Raw genomic sequence first — 17,376 nt, forward strand, 5'->3', positions numbered from 1 at the left:
CCGCCCCTACAGATTCCCTAAACCCGCCCCTACATCTTTGGCGTGCGATCGCGGTTGAAAATCCGGTGGCTTTTTTGGACACCCGACAAAATCAGGAGCGTCTCGCTCACTATTGTCTTAGGAGCGAGACAAGGTGCAAGATATAAGTTAAACCAGTTTCAGATCGGGATATTCCGCTAATACATCATCTGAGGTTAACGTATCGCCTTCGGCTTGAGGTGTCCAGAGGACTTCAATTGCCAATAAGCGATCGCTTGACACACCACCCATCTGACGCAAAGCTTGACGCAAGTCATCGGAACTATTGATATTGGGTAATTCCAGCTTCCCTTGCACACCAACTAAAAGGGTGACGATAATGTATTCACCCGGATCTTGAGATTCAATCAAGGCTCCATCTCCTTCAGCCGCTTTGCCAGTCCCTTGGCGCAGTTGACCTTCATAATTAGATAGGGTTTCTTCGGCAAATTTACTACGTTCAGCAAGAGAGAGCTGATTAAACCGGGCTTCGGCGGCGTCTAAATTAATCTGCTGGGATTGGGCTGCACCATACACCCAATATTCTGGATGACGGAGTAAGGCTAAGGTAGACTCTTGCAGCACTTGCGCTCGTCCTTGAGGTGAATCGGTATTCGCTTGTTGAGCTAACTCGTCAAGTTCATACTGAAGCTCACGCGCACTGGCAAGTAAACCCACTTGCAAGCGTCCCACAGAAACCTTGGGATTGATCGTGCTAGGGACATCATTTCCGCCCCCTTCACCCAAACGACGGAAAGACTGCACCAAGAAATTCGCGATCGCAAAGAAGATCAGAATTCCGAACAGACTCCCCACGCCACCGAAGCCGAAGAAGGGTAAGAGGAAGGGAAAGCCAATTCCTCTCCCACCATATCCATAGCCGCCACCGGGAGCGCGATACCCCCCACCAGGGCGAGAATAGGTACGACTGGGAGCGCGGAAGGAACCGCCTCCAATTCTCCCACCACTACGAGCGGCTAAAGCGTCACTGGCATTTCCCAGGACTAAGGTAAAAATGAGACCAACAACAAGCAGAGACTTTAAAAAGGGTTTGATCTTGGAAAAAAGATGGTTACGCATACGTTAATTAGGATTATTCCAACTCAGGTGAGTTTCCAACGGCTGACATCAGCTATGAACGATTTTTACCCTCATCAGTCTGAACCAAGGGAAACAACTCACCTCAAGCTGAGTGGGATTACTGACTACTCTTCCACTGTATCGCTCTCTTTCATGAGCTGAAACATCCCAAGAGTGGAGATTACCGATTGGTCATTTGCCAGGGAACGTGGAACAGGGAACAGGGAACAGGATAGTGTAGAGACGTAGCATGCTACGTCTCTACACCCCCATCTCCCCCTGCTCTCCTACCCACCACCAACAATCGTCACCACTTCTAAGTGATCCCCATCCTTCATCTGAGTATCTGACCAAAACTGGCGGTGAAGAATCTCGCCATTGTACTCAACCGCTACTAAGCGAGGATTTAGGTCAAGCTGTTCCAAAAGTTGAGGCAATTTGGTGTCAGCCGCACAGGTACGGGATTCACCATTCACTTGTAGAGTAATTTGATTGCTACTGTTGGTCATGATTGAGGAGTACCAGCTTCAATACGACGCAGATGTTGTTCTTTGGTCAGTTGAGAGAGAAAATATTGAGTCACTAATGTCGGTTGTTCCGCTTGCATGATTGCACGCACGATCGCCACTCGTTTCGCTCCCGCCCCTAAGACCTCATGAATATTATTCGGATCAATGCCACCGATCGCAAACCAGGGAACTGAGGCTTGTTGCGCTGCATACTGCACATAGTCTAACCCCGCCGCTGTTTTGCCTACTTTAGTGGGGGTTTCATAGATCGGTCCAACGCCAATATAATCGACGCCTTCTGCAATTGCCCGTTGCATTTCGTCGGGATTTGTGGTAGAGCGACCAATAATTCGATCATGTCCCAGGAGTTTTCGGGCGACAGCGATTGGCAAATCCTGCTGTCCTAAATGAACGCCATCGGCATCAATTGCTAACGCTAAATCCACGCGATCGTTCATAATAAATAATGCCCCGTAATGGTGGCACATTTGGCGCAGTTTCTGGGCTTGAGCGAGTCTGACTAAATCGTCAGCATTTTTGTCTCGATATTGAACTAATGTCAGTCCTCCTTGGAGTGCTGCTTCTACCGTGGGTAAAAGTTGGTCTGAGGGTGAGGTGACTAAATAAAGCTGCGATCGCTTCAGCCGTTGATAGCGGTGGTAGATGAGCAACTGACTTTCTAGGGTATAGACCCGATAGCGCATTTGCTTACAAGCAGCTCCCATACTGGGACTATACAGCTTACCATATTCCTCTAGTACCCGTAAGGCTTCCTGAACCCGACACAGATTAGCTTGCAAAACCTGTTGGATATTGGCGCGGTGTTCTTCCTGGGGATGAGAGAGTTCCGTCCCTAAATCACCGGGCGTATCTCGTTCGGCGCGAATCTCTCGACTATGCCAACGGGCAAGTTCTTGGCGCATCTGTTTGCATTCACTCGCCATCTGGACGCTATTTAGACCAAAGCGACACCACTCTTCGATAATCCGTAAGCCTTCTCTGGCTCGGTCTAAATTCGCATCTAAAATCCGGCAAACTGCTGGTTCTTGCCCTATCCAACCGTTGTACCCGCTCATCGCGAACTGCTCCACATGATTATCTTATCCTAACAGGATGATGGCTTTAAGGGTTGACTGAATCTGGAGTGATTCATAACTGTGGAAAATTTTAATAATTGTCGAACGGTTGCCGATTCGTTATTCTAGGACTCGGAGCAGCAACTGAGTACAGTACACTCAAAACATAGCTTCAGATTCATACCGCAGGAGATGGTTAAGCCTTACCTAATTCAATGGTTCCACCACCTACGCCCAATCCGGTTGAGGATAGGCGCGATCGCTGTGGTTTCTCTTAGCTGCATCACCCTGACTTCTCTGGAAGCTGTAGCCCAGTTAACACCGAATCCTCAGCACCTTGTTGCCCAAAATCAGCAAGACACTCCAGTGTTGTTGGTCAACCCCATAACTGGGGATGATATTAATGGTAATGGTAATTTGGATTCCCCCTTCAAAACCATTGCCAAAGCCTTACAAGTCGCGCAACCGAATACGGTGATTGTTTTAGCGCCTGGTATCTATAGTTCCCAAACCGGTGAAACCTTTCCTTTAATTTTGCCCGATGGCGTCACGTTGCAAGGGAATCCCCGCACCAGAGGGGAGAATATTATCATTCAAGGGGGTGGCATGTTTGAAAGTCCCACCGCCGCCCAGCAGAATATTACCATTCTAGCAGCAAACCCCGCCACGGTAACGGGTGTGACGATTACTAATCCGAATCCTCAAGGCTATGGGTTATGGATTGAATCCAGTTCGCCAGTAGTTGTGGATAATACATTTACAGAAAATACCAGCGCCGGAATTGTGGTTAAGGGAAATAGTGCGCCAACCATTCGCAGCAATTACTTTTATAACAATGGTGGCGACGGTATTCTGGTGGCGGGTACATTACAGGCAGATGTGCGGGAAAATGTGTTTATTGACCGGGAAAACGCTACTTTGGAATTAAGTCGCGATCGCGAAGCACCGCTCGTAAGCGCAGATCGCAACAGTCCTTCAACCTCAGTTGAATCCCCCACGACTACGAGTATTCCTGAAACCGAATCGGTATCTGAACCCGTTGAAACTACCGCGAATCCTTCCCCGACTCCCGAAAGTGTTTCCCCCATCATTGAACCGGAGACGACTATCTCCCAGTTAGAAACACTTCCCACCAGGTTTTCCTCAGATTGGACAACTATCTCCCTATCGGTGGCGAATTCCTCAGAATCAACTGAGACTCAACCAGCAGCTAGAGATCAGATCGGCGAATCCTCCTCAACCTCTCCCATTTCCGCCGCTTCTTTTCCGGTTCCCTCCAGTCTCCAGTCTCAGCAGAACTCAACTAACCCAGCGACACCAGCCGCAGCCGTTCCCCGGATCATCGATCTTTCCGTTCCCTCACCAACCGAGACGGTGATACCTGATACATCCACACCAGCCGCCTCTGCACCTGACACCGAGATGGGAGAGGTTACAGTTAATCCACAAGAGTTCCCCAGCCGGGATTCTATTCCTGTACTCAGTAGCAACAATCCATCCGCCATCCCCCAGGAACCGCCCCCAGAAACCTTACCGGAAGGGCGTTATCGGGTATTAGTCGCCGCCGCAACTGACGATCAGCAAACCTTAGTGCGATCGCTGATTCCTGGGGCGTTTCGTACATCTTACAATGGGCAGTTAATGATGCAAGTGGGATTATTTAGTAGTCGCGAGAATGCCCAACAAATTCTTAATTTGCTTCAGGAGCAAGGATTAACCGTTACCATCGAAACCCTTGAGGATTAGAATCGTCGCGACTTACTCCAGGATTACTCGTCCTTTTGGGATGGGAAATTAGATGCATTAAACTGCTTTTTTGTCAACTCCACCGGGTTTCGAGTCCAGCAAACTGGGAAATGAAACATGCTTGTATTATTTCATTTTTTCCGACGCTAGGGAGAATGAAAAAACGCATGAGCAAGGGGTTTAAGCGATTCTTGCTTAAAATTAGCTATAAAAAATACCCAATACAGCATTGAAATAATATCATACTACACTCTCAAACCCAGGTCAAATCAGGATTTGCCTGTGGCGTTTTCTACCTGCCCGAAATCCGATTATCTTTAGAATATTAAAACGTAAACGTCACTACTAAAAGTTTTCGTTATCTAGCAGGGCTTGATCAGGACATAGCTGGGCTGAGAGTGAAGACAGCGCCGGGACAAATTCAGTATCGGGGTTGGTGGAGTTGTTCTGCGATCGCCTCTCCAGATAAATATAGATAAGATTAGACAACCACGGCAGGCAGGGGCTCCTGTTGTCAGAGTTATAGGGCTAAAGCCCTTACTACGAACTACGGTGCGATCGCGCCTTTTCCTTCCACTGGATCATCAAATGCGATCGCGCCTTTTCATTCCACTGGATCATCAAATGCGATCGCGCCTTTTCATTCACCCGATCATCAAATGCGATCGCACTTAATTAATTATCCCAGATTCCGCCAATATCCATTTGTAGGGGCGGGTAATGAGACTCAATTAGGTGGCTTAACGATAACTGAACAACAAAACCCGCCCTTTGTTAAATGACGTGCGCCCTTTGTTTAATGTGCGATCGCGCCTTCTGATTCCACCGGATCATCAAATGCGATCGCGCCTTCTGATTCCACCGGATCATCAAATGCGATCGCGCCTTCTGATTCCACCGGATCATCAAATGCGATCGCACTTGATCCTCATCGGCGATAAATCCCATAACATCAAGGGATTTAGCATCAACAGGGGTTGTATCTAATCAAAGTCCCCCTTTTTAAGGGGGATTTAGGGGGATCTAAACTTTGAGCGCTAGTTATACAAAGTTTTAAGTTGACTAACACGGATGACGTGCGCCCTTTGTTTAATGACGTGTACCCTTTGTTCAATATGTGATCGCGCCTTTTCATTCCACCCGATCATCAAATGCGATCGCACTTAATTAATTATCCCAGATTCCGCCAATATCCATTTGTAGGGGCGGGTAATGAGACTCAATTAGGTGGCTTAACGATAACTGAACAACAAAACCCGCCCTTTGTTTAATATGTGATCGCGCCTTTTCATTCCACCGGATCATCAAATGCGATCGCGCCGATTAATTATCCCAGATTCCGCCAATATCCATTCGTCGGGGCGGGTAATGGGACTCAATTAGGTGGCTTAACGATAACTGAACAACAAAACCCGCCCTTAACTTAATGACGTGCGCCCTTGGCGGCAAGCTGTTGTTCTGTTGTAAGTATCATAGTCATCCAGATTGAAAATTGCCTATATATTGTCCTAGATCAATTGTGCAGCCAGCCTTAATTATGTCCGCAGACGTGCGATCGCACATCTCCTAACGGCTGGATAGTTGCATCCAGATTCCACCAGTTGTCAGTTTTTGAGATGACAAGATATGCATTAACTGGCTTTTTTGTCAAATATGCCTCTTTTCGAGTCGATGAAATTGGGTTGTGCAATATAGTTGTAGTATTTAATTTTTTCCGACGCTAGGGAGAAACAAATAACGCAATATCAAACTGTGTAAGCGTTATTAGGTAAAAATTAGCTACAAGAATAACCCAATACAGTATTACGTAACTATCATACTACACCCTCAAACCCAGAGCAAGTCAGGATTTACCCGCGACATTTTCTGCCCGTCCTCAATCTGCTTCGCTTTAAAATATTAAAACATAAACGTCAATCGGAAAAGTTTTCTTTATCGAGTAGGGCTTGGGGTTGGTAGGGTAGTGCAATCACGTCTCCAGATGGGGATAATAAGGTGAGGCGATCGCAAACCCTAGGCGCATTCCTAAGACCCAAAGTTAAAACTCGATCCTTCCTGTAGGGGCGACCCGCTTGGTTTAATGAACCGCACCACTCCATTTAGTCAGGTCGGGTCGCCCTGTCCTAGCGATCGCCACCTCGGTGAGCGGGGTTTAATGGATTTGCCATTGCCTCTCCAGATCGGGATGGATGAGAACAAGCGATCGCAAACCCTGGGCACATCCCTAAGACCAAAGCCAAAATTTTTGTCATCTCAATCATCATTTGTAGGAGCACGATACTATCGTGCCCGAATAAATTGGTGGAATAGATTCTCCGGCAAAAGGGCGCAGGTCAGCAAAAGGGCCTATGAGGCTAATATCGTTTTACCCCCTCTCCCAGAAGCAACAGGCTACCGGACTTGATATGAACAATCAACAATGAACAAAACGGCTATACGGTTTTCCCTACCAATCAGGGGTAGAGTTCACGAATTGGCAAGACTAGCTCACCCTGAGTAAATTTTGGAATAAGGTTCTACACAGACCTTAACAAACAGGGCGGCGAGTCCAAACATCACGCTTGTTGAAGTGACCAGCGCCACGTTATTTAACCCTAATTTACCAACCTTTCTTGATTCCATCTCATTCTAAATGGGAGGTTTAAAAATGCGGATTGCTCAAATTGCACCGTTGTGGGAGCCTGTACCTCCCCCAGCTTATGGTGGTACAGAATTAGTGGTGAGTTTACTCACCGATGAACTCGTGCGTCGGGGTCATGAGGTAACCTTGTTTGCATCCGGTGATTCACAGACAGTGGCAAAACTGGAACCGGGATGTGAAAAAGCGCTGCGTTCTCTTGACGTAACCCATCAAGACTATGCTGTTTATGAACAGATGCAGTTGAGCAAAATATTTGAACGAGCCAATGAATTCGATGTGATTCATGCTCATGTAGATTACCCGGCGCTTGCTTATGCCACCTTGACAAAAACGCCAGTTGTGCATACAATTCATGGTACGCTTTCGCCATTAGTTGAACAGATTTTTACCCAGCATCGTCAACAAAATTTTGTCAGCATTTCCAACTCTCAGCAGCGCCCGGAATTGGGACTGAATTATGTAGCAACGGTATATAACGCGATCGCACCCGATCAGTTTAAATTTCACACCCAGCCAAAACAGCCGCCCTATCTGGCGTTTGTTGGGCGGATGTCCCCGGAAAAAGGACCAAGGTTAGCCATTGAAATTGCCAAGCGTTCCGGATGGCATTTGAAAATGGCAGGTAAGGTTGATGCCAAAGATCGAGCCTTTTTTGAGGCGGAAGTGGAACCTTTAATTGATGGTAAACAAATTGAGTTTTTGGGTGAAGCCAATCACGAACAGAAAAATGAATTGATGGGAGGTGCTGTGGCGACGCTATTCCCAATTACTTGGCGTGAACCCTTTGGACTGGTGATGATTGAATCAATGGCATCGGGGACTCCTGTTATTGCTATGGGGTTGGGATCAGCCCCAGAAGTTATTGTTCATGGCAAGACAGGGTTCCTCTGTAATACCGTCGATGACTGTGTGGATGCGATCGCGAAAATCCCCCAACTGAATCGACAAGCTTGTCGAGAACATGTTGAAACCAACTTCGCGGTGAAACGTATGGTTGATGGATATGAAGCCGTCTATAACCAAGTTTTGGCAGAACGGTTTGCTCGCAATGGTCATTTGCATGTCCCCACACTTCTAGCCAGTTAAGTTGAGCAGACGGTAGAAGGCAGAAGGTTGCCAAGACTAGGTTAAACCGGCTGTACCCGACATAAGACATTAAATAAAATGGAATGAGGTGAATCATGAACCAAACCGTTCATAGACAACCCCTGGCGCTACTTTCCATCGGTCAAGATAGTGGAAATCAGCCCGGTCAAGGTAGGCTAAATCAACGCCTAACTCAGATTAATCAGCTAAGTCAAGCGCTAGCCAAACTGGGATGGCAAATCGATTGGTTTACCCCACAAACTCATCCCGATCAACCGATGATTGAATGGACGTCGCCTCACTGTCGCACCATCCGCTTGGTAGTTGATGGGAAAAAGCCTCTCAGTGGCGAACAATCCTCTCAATACTTGCGGCAATGGGTTAAAGCATTTCAGGCATTTCAAGCTAAAGAAGGAACCCAGTATGCTCTGATTCATACCCAGGATTGGCTATCGGCTCAAGTGGGGTTAAAATTGAAGGAATCGACAACAATTCAATTAATCCACACCAATTGGTTAACGGATAAGCAGCAAAGCAGTATAATCGGTGCAGTGGAGCAAAATCAGGGAATGAGCAAGAATCGGAGCACACCAGAAGCCGATCAAGTGATTCTTATGTACCCAGATTGGTGCGATCGCGCCCAACCTTCCCCCAAGCTATCCAAGTCAGAGGCGAAAGGGAAATTGGGGTTCGATGCCAATGAACGGTTAGTGCTGTATGTGGGTAAGCTGGATACCAGTAAAGGGATTGATACGCTGATAGCCGCGTTGAAAAAATACCGCGATCGCACATCAGCCGATGGGATCAAATCATGGCGTTGCTTGATTGTCACTCCTGATTCCAATCCCCTGGCTAGGGAACGAGTTAAGCAATGGATTCATCAACTTGAGTTAGAGCAACAGGTTCTTCTGATTGAATCTGTCTGCTCAGATCAGCACTGGCTCTACTATACCGCCGCCGATGTCTGCGTTATTCCCAGTCGATATGAACCGTTTGGTTCAGCTGCACTGGCTGCACTGGCCTATAAGATACCTATTGTCGCCTCAGATGTGGACGGATTACGATTTACCATTATACCAGGGGAAACGGGTTTGTTAGTCCCTCCAGGGGATGCAGCCGCATTCGCTGAGGCGATTCATCCAGTCTTAGTGGATGATTTGTTGGCGCAACGCCTGAAACGGCAGACAACGGATGTGACAACCTCGGCATTGAGTTGGAACTTGGTGGCGGCGCATCTGAGCGATATCTACCGTCGCCGATTAGCGGGTTTGATTAGTACAATTGTGCCAGATGTGCAGAACCCCTGCATCTTGTCTGTTCCGGCAGAGGGATTGAGTCAATCAACTGTTGATGTCGAAGCGGAATTAATGCAAGTATCTTAAGGTAGAGAAAAAACTGGAATGGATCTAAATATCCTGGAACTCAACGGTAGAACCTTTGCGCCGGCTGAACAAGTGCCAATTCCAGAGTGGCAATGCACGACGACAAAGCGACTCCAATCGACACTGACACTGAAAGATGATGACCTGTTTTTGATTACTGATCCCCTGGGTAATATTGCTGGCTGTCTGGATGATGAATCTGACAAAAGCTTAGGGTTCTTTTGTCAAGATAGTCGGTTTCTTAGTCGCCTAGAATTACAGATTGAGGGACTCTCACCCATTTTACTCAGCAGTACCGCCGGACGAGGGTTTGCCCTTTCGGTTCTCTGTGCTAATCCTTATGTTGAGGGGCGTATCCCAGGGGAAACAATTGGCATGCAACGGGATATTGTATTACAAGGTGGATTGTTTGAAGACCTGACAATTACCAATTACAGCACCCAACCCGTTGAGTTTGAACTCAGTTTAAGTTTTGATGCCGATTTTGCCGATTTATTCCAAATTCGCGGTTATGTGCGTCAGCAGATAGGCAAACTTATGCGACAGGTTATTCCTCAAGGGGACAATGCCTTGAACCCAGATGTGCAGTCCTTGGTTCAAGAAACGGGCGAACTTACCTTAGCCTATCAGGGATTGGATCAGGTGTTGATGGAGTCTCGAATTCAGTTTGATCACCGTCAGCCGGATGAATTTAGGGGATATACTGCCATTTGGCGGTTGAAATTGGGTTCTCATGAAACCCAGCAATTGGGGTATAGGGTACAGCCCTTTGTTGACAATTGTCCGGCTTCTGTGGTAAATGCGCCAACAACTCTCAAACAAGCGATCGCGGCTGAGGCGATGGAGGAAAGGGATTGGCGAGAGGGGGTGACTCGGATTCGCACGGATAATCGAGCCTTAAATCAGATCATAGAACGTGCTGAACAGGATATCTATCTTTTAGGTCAAACCTTTGGCAAGGGTAAAATTCTCTGTGCGGGGATTCCCTGGTTTTCCACGTTATTTGGACGGGATTCCCTGATTGCTGCAACCCAAACGCTGATCCTCGATCCGGGGATTGCGCGTCAAACGCTGATTACCCTGGCGGAGTATCAGGGTAAAGTTGAGGACGAGTGGCGGGAAGAAGAACCGGGTAAGATTCTCCACGAGTTGCGTCTGGGCGAAATGGCTCGTTGTGGCGAACTCCCCCATACACCTTATTATGGTACGGTCGATGCCACACCCCTGTGGTTGATGCTCTATGCTGATTATTATGCCTGGACCTATGATCAGGATCTTTTGGATCGGTTATGGGATAATGCGTTAGCAGCGATGGATTGGATTGATCGCCGTTGTCAGCAGACGGGATATATAAGCTATGAATGCAAGTCGAAGGGGGGACTCCGGAATCAGGGATGGAAAGACTCAGGAGACTGTATCGTTGATGCCAAAGGGAAGTTAGCCCAAGGGGCGATTACGCTGGCAGAAGTGCAAGGGTATGTTTACGCGGCGAAGATGCGCTTAAGCCAGCTTGCGCGTACCAAAAAGCAGTTAGATTTGGCAGAGCGTTGGCATGAGGAAGCTCAAGCCCTGAAAACCCGCTTCAATCGTGACTTTTGGCTGCCCGATCGCGGTTATTGTGCCTTGGCGTTGGATGGTGAGGGCAAGCCTGTGGACAGTATCACCTCTAATCCGGGGCATTGTCTAGGACTGGATATTTTATCAAAAGACAAGGCACACAATGTCGCCGAACGATTGCAAGCGCCGGATATGTTTAGTGGCTGGGGAATTCGCACCTTAAGTAGCTTATCTCCCGCGTATAATCCCATGGGCTATCACCTCGGATCAGTATGGCATCACGATAATGGGATGATTATTGCCGGATTGCGATCGCTCGGATTGGTGGATCAGGCGTTGGAAGTGGCTCAAGGTATTATCGACATGACCACCCAACAACCCTATTATCGTCCACCGGAACTATTCTGTGGCTATGAACGCACCCCCAATAGCACACCCGTGCGATATCCTGTGGCTTGTTCGCCGCAAGCCTGGGCAACGGGAACGATTTTCCAACTCCTCCAGGTGATGGTTAATTTAGTACCCGATACGCCCAGAAATTGTCTGCGAATTGTTCATCCTACTCTACCGGAATCCGTGCAGTATTTGTCACTGCAAAACCTAAAAATTGGGCAGACGGTATTAGATTTAGAATTTGAGCGCTCTAGTGGAGCAACCGCCTGTCGAGTTGTCCGGAAACGCGGCAATTTACGAGTTGTCATTGAAGCTTGATAGCCAGGGAGTCTCTCATACCAAGTTATGTTCTAACCTGGCTTATGAGAGCGAAACTAAAATAGGTTGTAGGTTGGGTTGACGCAAGGAAACCCAAATCAGTAAAGCATTTTCAAGCGGTTTTCAAGTTAGTGGACTACAGACAAGGCTTGAGCCGCAAAGCAAGTGAATACAATTGTGTATTCCATAAACATGAAAAGCACTGTAATATCAACCTTAGTCAAGGGCGACCCGATCACATTGAGTAGATACAGTTGTTGATTTGTGCAAGCGGGTCGCCCCTACACAGGGATTCAAGGTGACATGGTTTCAGCGGGTAATTTTGCCTTATTTATATATCCATTCCTGTCCTGTCAAAACAAACTTAATTGTATGGGTGAGTGATCAATCTGATTCCACGGTAACGGAGGAATAAGTACATTATTTTCTTCTAATAATTGCTGAAACTGTCGCGCATTAGCTGGAGAGTAGTCTTCAATGGGACAGTGAACGAAAAAATAAATCTGTCGCCCTAACTTTAACTCCTGCTCTACCCATTTCACCCATGCTTCCAAAAATGGCTGATTCACTTCTTGATCAGGATGACTAATAAACCGCACGAAACTAAATTCTGCTGTCACCACAGGTTGCACAGGGAGTCTTGGCTTGCGAACATCTAATGGCGTTTTATAAAGATTTGAGTGACTGTAAGCCGGTCGGCTATCCAATAATACTCGCCCTACTCCTAATTGGATTAACAGTTCATTCAGATGACTGGCGTGGGGGGATTCAAACCAATCAGGATGACGTACTTCTACCGCGATCGCAGCCTCCGTTTTCTGCCATGCTTCGAGAAAGGCGGCTAAATCCTCTAGGAATGCGGGTTCATAGCTGGGGGGAAGTTGGATAAACACTGGACCTAAATGTTCTCCTAACCCTCGCATCGTCTGCAAAAACGCCAACGCCTCTGAAATTGAGGGTTTCAATAATCCATTATGAGTGAGCGATCGCGGCAATTTGGGACAAAACTGAAAACCCGGTGACATCTGGGATTTCCACTGCGCGATCGTTTCTGAACTGGGAATCGCGTAAAATGTGGTATTCCCTTCAACTGTTCTCAACCGCTGACTATACAGATGCAACAATTCCCCTGCTGGACTCTTCGGTGGATAAAACTCACCAATCCAACCCTTATACGCCCAAACTGCACAACCCAATAAAAATTTCATGGTTCCTGTTTCTTTGGCTACATCTACTATGAACAATGAACCATCAACAATCAACTATGAACCTGCAACGGTTAGTCATCTCACCCACGCAACGACAAAACCAACAGATTCTCCTCACCGAAAGCCAACAGCATTACCTGGTGCGAGTCTTGCGACTGACTGAAGGCGATCGCTTTATTGCCATGGATGGAGAGGGAAACTGGTGGTTGAGTGAGTTAATAGCTAACCTAACCCAAGCAACAATTATTGAATCGATCCCCATCCAAACCGAATTATCTTGTGCAATTACCCTAATCGCTGCGATGCCCAAGGGGAGTGGATTTGAGGATATTATCTCCGCGGCAACCGAACTCGGTGTCACCAGTATCATACCAATTAAGAGCGATCGCACAATTCTCAATCCCAGTCCCCGCAAACTGGAACGCTGGCGACGTATCGCCCAAGAAGCCGCTGAACAATCGGAACGTCAGATTGTACCCAAAATTATTGATCCCCTGGACTTTACCTCAGCCATTGAACAAGCCATTAACTCCACCACCCACCGCTATATTTGTGTCGCACGGGGTAACCTTCCTCATCTGTTAAATTGCTTACCTAAGTTAGAGGTTATTGATCCCGGAGATGGGCAAGATAAGGGAGATGAGGGCGGGTTTAGCACCATTAGGGTGACAACAAACGATAATAGTGAAACCCGCCCCTACATTCAAAACCCGGTTCCAGATGAACGCAGCGAAGGGTCAAAACGCTCTATTATCGCCATTGCAACAGGACCCGAAGGCGGCTGGACTCCTGCAGAAATTGAACAAGCGATCGCGGCTGGATTTCAACCTGTTTCCCTAGGACACCGAATTTTACGCGCTGTTACCGCCCCGCTTGTGGCTCTTTCGTTAATTGCTGCTAGTTTAGAGACACCAAAGCGATAATTTTTGACATAAGACGTAGCTTGCTTCTCGCGATAGCGAGTATGACGAATGACATAAGACAAATGACGAATGACATAAGACAAAATTATGCTTGACCAAGTTACTAATGCCTTTAAACAAAAAGACTACCGCACAGCGGCTAGGTTACTCAAACAGTTAGCCCAGGAAGACCCCAATAACCCGTGGGTGCGACTCTATATCGGACGTTTACACGAAGCCACAGGTAAGCTAGACGCCGCAGAAACGGCTTACCGCAAGTTACTTAAAAATACAACGCATCCTAAAGTCATGACCCAAGCGCGTCAGGGATTGGGGCGTTTAGAAGCTATGGAACAGGAAAAACGCCGCCAAGCCTTAGCCCAAGCCACGGCTGACCCCGAAAATACTCAATTTGGTATTTTAGTCCTCGAACCCATTGAACCCGAAGCCAAACCCACCGCCGCCCAAACCTTGGCGAAGATTATGCAAATTGATCCCTATACCGCCCGCCTACAACTCCCGACAAGGGGATGGCGGTTGTATCGAGTTGGACCCATTGGCGAATTAAAATTTTATGCGTCATCCCTCAAGCAGGGTTCAGTTCCCTGTTTTTGGGCAATTTTGGCGGAGATTCAATCCCTCAACGTGTTTAGGGTTGATTATTTTTCCCAAGTCAGTTCTCAGGAAGCTACCGTTGTCTGCGAAGATGATCAAGGTCAACTGGGTTCCCTCCCCTTCCAATGGTCCCAAGTGAGTCAACTGGTGGAGGGACGCTTACCTATTTTTGAACAAGTGGTGGATGTTGACGCTCGTGGTAAATTACAGCGTAAGACTCAAACCCAAGACTATGCCCAGTTTTGCGACTTGCATTTACCGACAAGAAAAACTATCCTGCGTTTATGCGATCGCGATTATCAATTTCAGCAAGGAATTGAACTATCCCCCCAGCCAAAAAATCACCCAACTCAGGGAAAATCCCCATCTTCCCTAAGCCAGACAACTAATCGAATCAACTGGAATAAACTGCGGGATTTTCTCAACCGCCAACTTCCTCAAACCCCTGTTTGGTCAGATTTCACCAATTTTGCTGAAACGGCTCTTGATTATCGAGAAATGCTGACTCGTTTACCCGCTCACATTGACTTGTTTCGCCGTCAAGAAAGCCTCTGGGATTCTGCTTTTGAACTATACAGTGGACTGGTTTTTCTGAAAAATAATTAATGTAGAGACGTTGCATGCAACGTCTCTACATTCTGCACCGCCAAATGAAATAGCTTATGAGCGAGGAGGCTGCACCTGACGTGCCATCTCTAGGAAATTATTCATAGAAGGACCCGGACGCCGCCGACCACTATTGGTTTTGAGTGGCAGTAAGTTGTTTGGTGCAAAGGTGAGTCCCGGTTGAGGCTCGACTTTGCCATTGCTAGCCGCTGCTGGCGTCGCCTGGGGTGCAGCTTTTTGCGGTTTGGCTTCTGGTGATTTAGCCGCTTTCGCTGCTGGTTTTTTCACTTCTGCTTCTGGAACTTTGGTTGCTTTAGCGGGTTCCGGTTTCTTCGCTTCCGGTTCCGCTTTGACCGCCCCCGTATCGTCTAGTTCCAAAAAGTAGTCTTTACTTTTTTTGGTTTTCGGAGCTTCTGACGATTTGTTTTTAGATTTTAAAAAACTGAACATTTAGCGATACTCCTGTCTCTTAGAGAAAACTTAACAAATTTGCCAAAGAAAGATAGATGAAAACAAACGATGCCAACGTCTGCCATTTCTGATTGTACAGGCAAAATGCTACCTCAATCAGTTTTGTTAGCTTTTTGGCTTTGGGCTGAACGATGCCAACCGCTTAGCTTAGAGTCATAAGAGCTAAAACTTTTTGGCTCTTATTGCTACTCGATGGGAATTGACTTGTCTAGCAATTGAAGGGTCTGATTTGCCTGATAATCCAAAGGCTTTTTATTCAGGTTTTTCTAGATAGACGAACGTTATATCGTCTTCTATCATTGTGACTTAACGCACTTGTTCCACCTAACTTCAATTGCTCATCCCAACTCCAGTAGAGAGGTCAATAACTATTTTTATTTTACCGTTTGATGGTACTTTTTCGCTAACTCAAATACGGCTTTTGATGACTTGACAGCAATTGATCAGGCGATCTGTACTCCAGGTTGATCATTTCTGGGATGACGCTGCTCTATACATCGCCGTCAGATTAGAATTATGAGTTTTAAGGGCGATTTTTGCAAGGTTTCGCTAAATTTATTCACAAAAATTAACAATCAGACGAAACACATACTGGACTGGCGTGGCACAGCTAAAATTGTGGAATAGATTTTACCATTGAATCGAACACAAGTAGAAAGCGCCCCTACAGTTTCGCGGCGTGATTCTAATTCATTAATTAAGGTGTGCCATGCTACTACTGTTCCCTAATCTCAACCGTTAACTTTAATTGTGTCCACCTACTTACCGCCAGATGGCATCAGCAACCCGACAGACATCATACATTTCGGCAACATCGTGAACCCGGAGAATATCAGATCCTGCTGCAATCGCCGCACAACAAGCCGTCGCCGTTCCCCAGACTCGTTGCTTGGGGTCAGGTTGGTTAAGAATGTGACCGATAAAACGTTTGCGAGACACGCCGACTAAAATAGGCACACCGAGGGAACGAAAAGCAGCAAGTTGTCGCAGCAGTTGTATATTTTGCTCAGCGGTTTTGGCGAACCCAATCCCCGGATCAATGATCAGGCGCGATCGCACAATTCCCGCGTTGATAGCCACCTGAATTTGACCCTCTAGAAACTCGTATATTTCGCCGATGAGGTCATGATAATCGGTCAGCTTTTGCATGGTTTGGGGAGTTCCCCGGATATGCATCAAAATGATTGGCACACCCAATTGGGCAACTACAGGAAACATATCCGGGTCAAACGTACCACCGGAAATATCATTGACCATATCCGCACCCACCGCCACCGCTGCTTTCGCGACAGAAGCTCTGGTCGTATCCACGGAGATCGGGACAGACAGGGAGGAACGTACCGCCTTGACCACAGGGAGTACACGCTGGAGTTCTGCGGCTTCCGAAATCTCCTGGCCCCCCGGTCGGGTTGATTGTCCACCAATGTCGAGAATATCCACACCAGCCTCTACCAGCCGTTGAGCTTGTGCCAAAGCTGCTGCTGGGGTATTAAACTCCCCCCCATCACTAAAACTATCTGGCGTCACATTTAAAACGCCCATGAGATAGGTACGTTCTCCCCAACAGAAAGAACGTTCTCGGATGGTTAGTTGTCCTTTGTCATTCGTCATTTGTCCTTTGTCATTCGTCATTTGTTCTTTGTCATTCGTCATTTGTTCTTTGTCATACTCGCTTCCCGAACAGAAGCAAGCTACGTCATCTATCGATTTTTTTCGACAAACGACCCATCAACAATGAACCATCAACAATGAACCATCAACAATGAAC

16 protein-coding genes are annotated in these 17,376 nt (G+C 47.1%); 7 read left to right on the top strand and 9 right to left on the bottom strand.

The genetic code is table 11. The features are described from left to right. Positions 1–147 precede the first annotated feature (147 nt). From ACLFWI_RS11575 to ACLFWI_RS11585, 3 genes are all read right to left on the bottom strand, one after another. A complete protein-coding gene (locus ACLFWI_RS11575; RefSeq protein WP_446413073.1) occupies positions 148–1,098 on the bottom strand; it encodes a DUF1517 domain-containing protein in 951 nt (316 codons plus the stop codon). A 287-nt stretch (positions 1,099–1,385) separates the two neighbouring features. Next, positions 1,386–1,607, bottom strand: coding sequence for a sulfur carrier protein ThiS (gene thiS / locus ACLFWI_RS11580; protein WP_446413074.1), 222 nt, complete (start codon positions 1,605–1,607; stop codon positions 1,386–1,388). Then, positions 1,604–2,683: a thiamine phosphate synthase gene (locus ACLFWI_RS11585; protein WP_446413075.1), complete on the bottom strand. Its 1,080-nt coding sequence runs from the start codon at positions 2,681–2,683 to the stop codon at positions 1,604–1,606. Before ACLFWI_RS11585 ends, thiS begins: the two co-directional genes overlap by 4 nt. Positions 2,684–2,875: 192 nt before the next feature. On the opposite strand from ACLFWI_RS11585, the gene ACLFWI_RS11590 reads away from it, so the two are divergent. Beyond that, complete coding sequence (locus tag ACLFWI_RS11590; RefSeq protein WP_446413076.1) at positions 2,876–4,429, top strand: DUF1565 domain-containing protein; 1,554 nt, start codon at positions 2,876–2,878, stop codon at positions 4,427–4,429. Positions 4,430–4,774: 345 nt separating this feature from the next. On the opposite strand, the gene ACLFWI_RS11595 is transcribed toward ACLFWI_RS11590, so the two are convergent. Then, positions 4,775–4,918, bottom strand: coding sequence for a hypothetical protein (locus ACLFWI_RS11595; RefSeq protein ID WP_446413077.1), 144 nt, complete (start codon positions 4,916–4,918; stop codon positions 4,775–4,777). Between the two features lie 785 nt (positions 4,919–5,703). Between ACLFWI_RS11595 and ACLFWI_RS11600 the strand changes: the two genes are divergently transcribed. Then, positions 5,704–5,856: a hypothetical protein gene (locus ACLFWI_RS11600; protein ID WP_446413078.1), complete on the top strand. Its 153-nt coding sequence runs from the start codon at positions 5,704–5,706 to the stop codon at positions 5,854–5,856. A gap of 486 nt (positions 5,857–6,342) precedes the next feature. Here the strand turns inward: ACLFWI_RS11600 and ACLFWI_RS11605 are convergent, their stop codons facing one another. Beyond that, positions 6,343–6,528 carry a hypothetical protein gene (locus ACLFWI_RS11605; RefSeq protein ID WP_446413079.1) on the bottom strand — a complete coding sequence of 62 codons (186 nt, stop codon included), beginning with the start codon at positions 6,526–6,528 and terminating at the stop codon, positions 6,343–6,345. 24 nt (positions 6,529–6,552) lie between these two features. Then, positions 6,553–6,681, bottom strand: coding sequence for a hypothetical protein (locus ACLFWI_RS11610; protein WP_446407150.1), 129 nt, complete (start codon positions 6,679–6,681; stop codon positions 6,553–6,555). A gap of 395 nt (positions 6,682–7,076) precedes the next feature. On the opposite strand from ACLFWI_RS11610, the gene ACLFWI_RS11615 reads away from it, so the two are divergent. From ACLFWI_RS11615 to ACLFWI_RS11625, 3 genes are all read left to right on the top strand, one after another. Further along, positions 7,077–8,156 carry a glycosyltransferase family 4 protein gene (locus ACLFWI_RS11615; protein ID WP_446413080.1) on the top strand — a complete coding sequence of 360 codons (1,080 nt, stop codon included), beginning with the start codon at positions 7,077–7,079 and terminating at the stop codon, positions 8,154–8,156. A 95-nt stretch (positions 8,157–8,251) separates the two neighbouring features. After that, a complete protein-coding gene (locus tag ACLFWI_RS11620) occupies positions 8,252–9,538 on the top strand; it encodes a glycosyltransferase (protein WP_446413081.1) in 1,287 nt (428 codons plus the stop codon). Positions 9,539–9,556: 18 nt separating this feature from the next. Further along, positions 9,557–11,806, top strand: coding sequence for an amylo-alpha-1,6-glucosidase (locus ACLFWI_RS11625; protein WP_446413082.1), 2,250 nt, complete (start codon positions 9,557–9,559; stop codon positions 11,804–11,806). A 353-nt stretch (positions 11,807–12,159) separates the two neighbouring features. Here the strand turns inward: ACLFWI_RS11625 and ACLFWI_RS11630 are convergent, their stop codons facing one another. Next, positions 12,160–13,014, bottom strand: coding sequence for a DUF72 domain-containing protein (locus tag ACLFWI_RS11630; RefSeq protein WP_446413083.1), 855 nt, complete (start codon positions 13,012–13,014; stop codon positions 12,160–12,162). 35 nt (positions 13,015–13,049) lie between these two features. On the opposite strand from ACLFWI_RS11630, the gene ACLFWI_RS11635 reads away from it, so the two are divergent. Continuing rightward, positions 13,050–13,937 carry an RsmE family RNA methyltransferase gene (locus ACLFWI_RS11635; RefSeq protein WP_446413084.1) on the top strand — a complete coding sequence of 296 codons (888 nt, stop codon included), beginning with the start codon at positions 13,050–13,052 and terminating at the stop codon, positions 13,935–13,937. 87 nt (positions 13,938–14,024) lie between these two features. Further along, the gene (locus ACLFWI_RS11640; protein WP_446413085.1) at positions 14,025–15,137 is read left to right on the top strand and encodes a tetratricopeptide repeat protein; all 1,113 of its coding nucleotides are present in this window, start codon (positions 14,025–14,027) and stop codon (positions 15,135–15,137) included. 54 nt (positions 15,138–15,191) lie between these two features. Here the strand turns inward: ACLFWI_RS11640 and ACLFWI_RS11645 are convergent, their stop codons facing one another. Both ACLFWI_RS11645 and folP read right to left on the bottom strand, forming a co-directional pair. Next, positions 15,192–15,587, bottom strand: a complete 396-nt coding sequence (locus tag ACLFWI_RS11645; RefSeq protein WP_446407143.1) for a hypothetical protein — start codon at positions 15,585–15,587, stop codon at positions 15,192–15,194. 783 nt (positions 15,588–16,370) lie between these two features. Further along, positions 16,371–17,219, bottom strand: a complete 849-nt coding sequence (folP, locus tag ACLFWI_RS11650; RefSeq protein ID WP_446413086.1) for a dihydropteroate synthase — start codon at positions 17,217–17,219, stop codon at positions 16,371–16,373. Positions 17,220–17,376: the final 157 nt, after the last annotated feature.

It is taken from the genome of Coleofasciculus sp. (assembly GCF_046539235.1).
Classification (GTDB): Bacteria; Cyanobacteriota; Cyanobacteriia; order Cyanobacteriales; family Coleofasciculaceae; genus Coleofasciculus.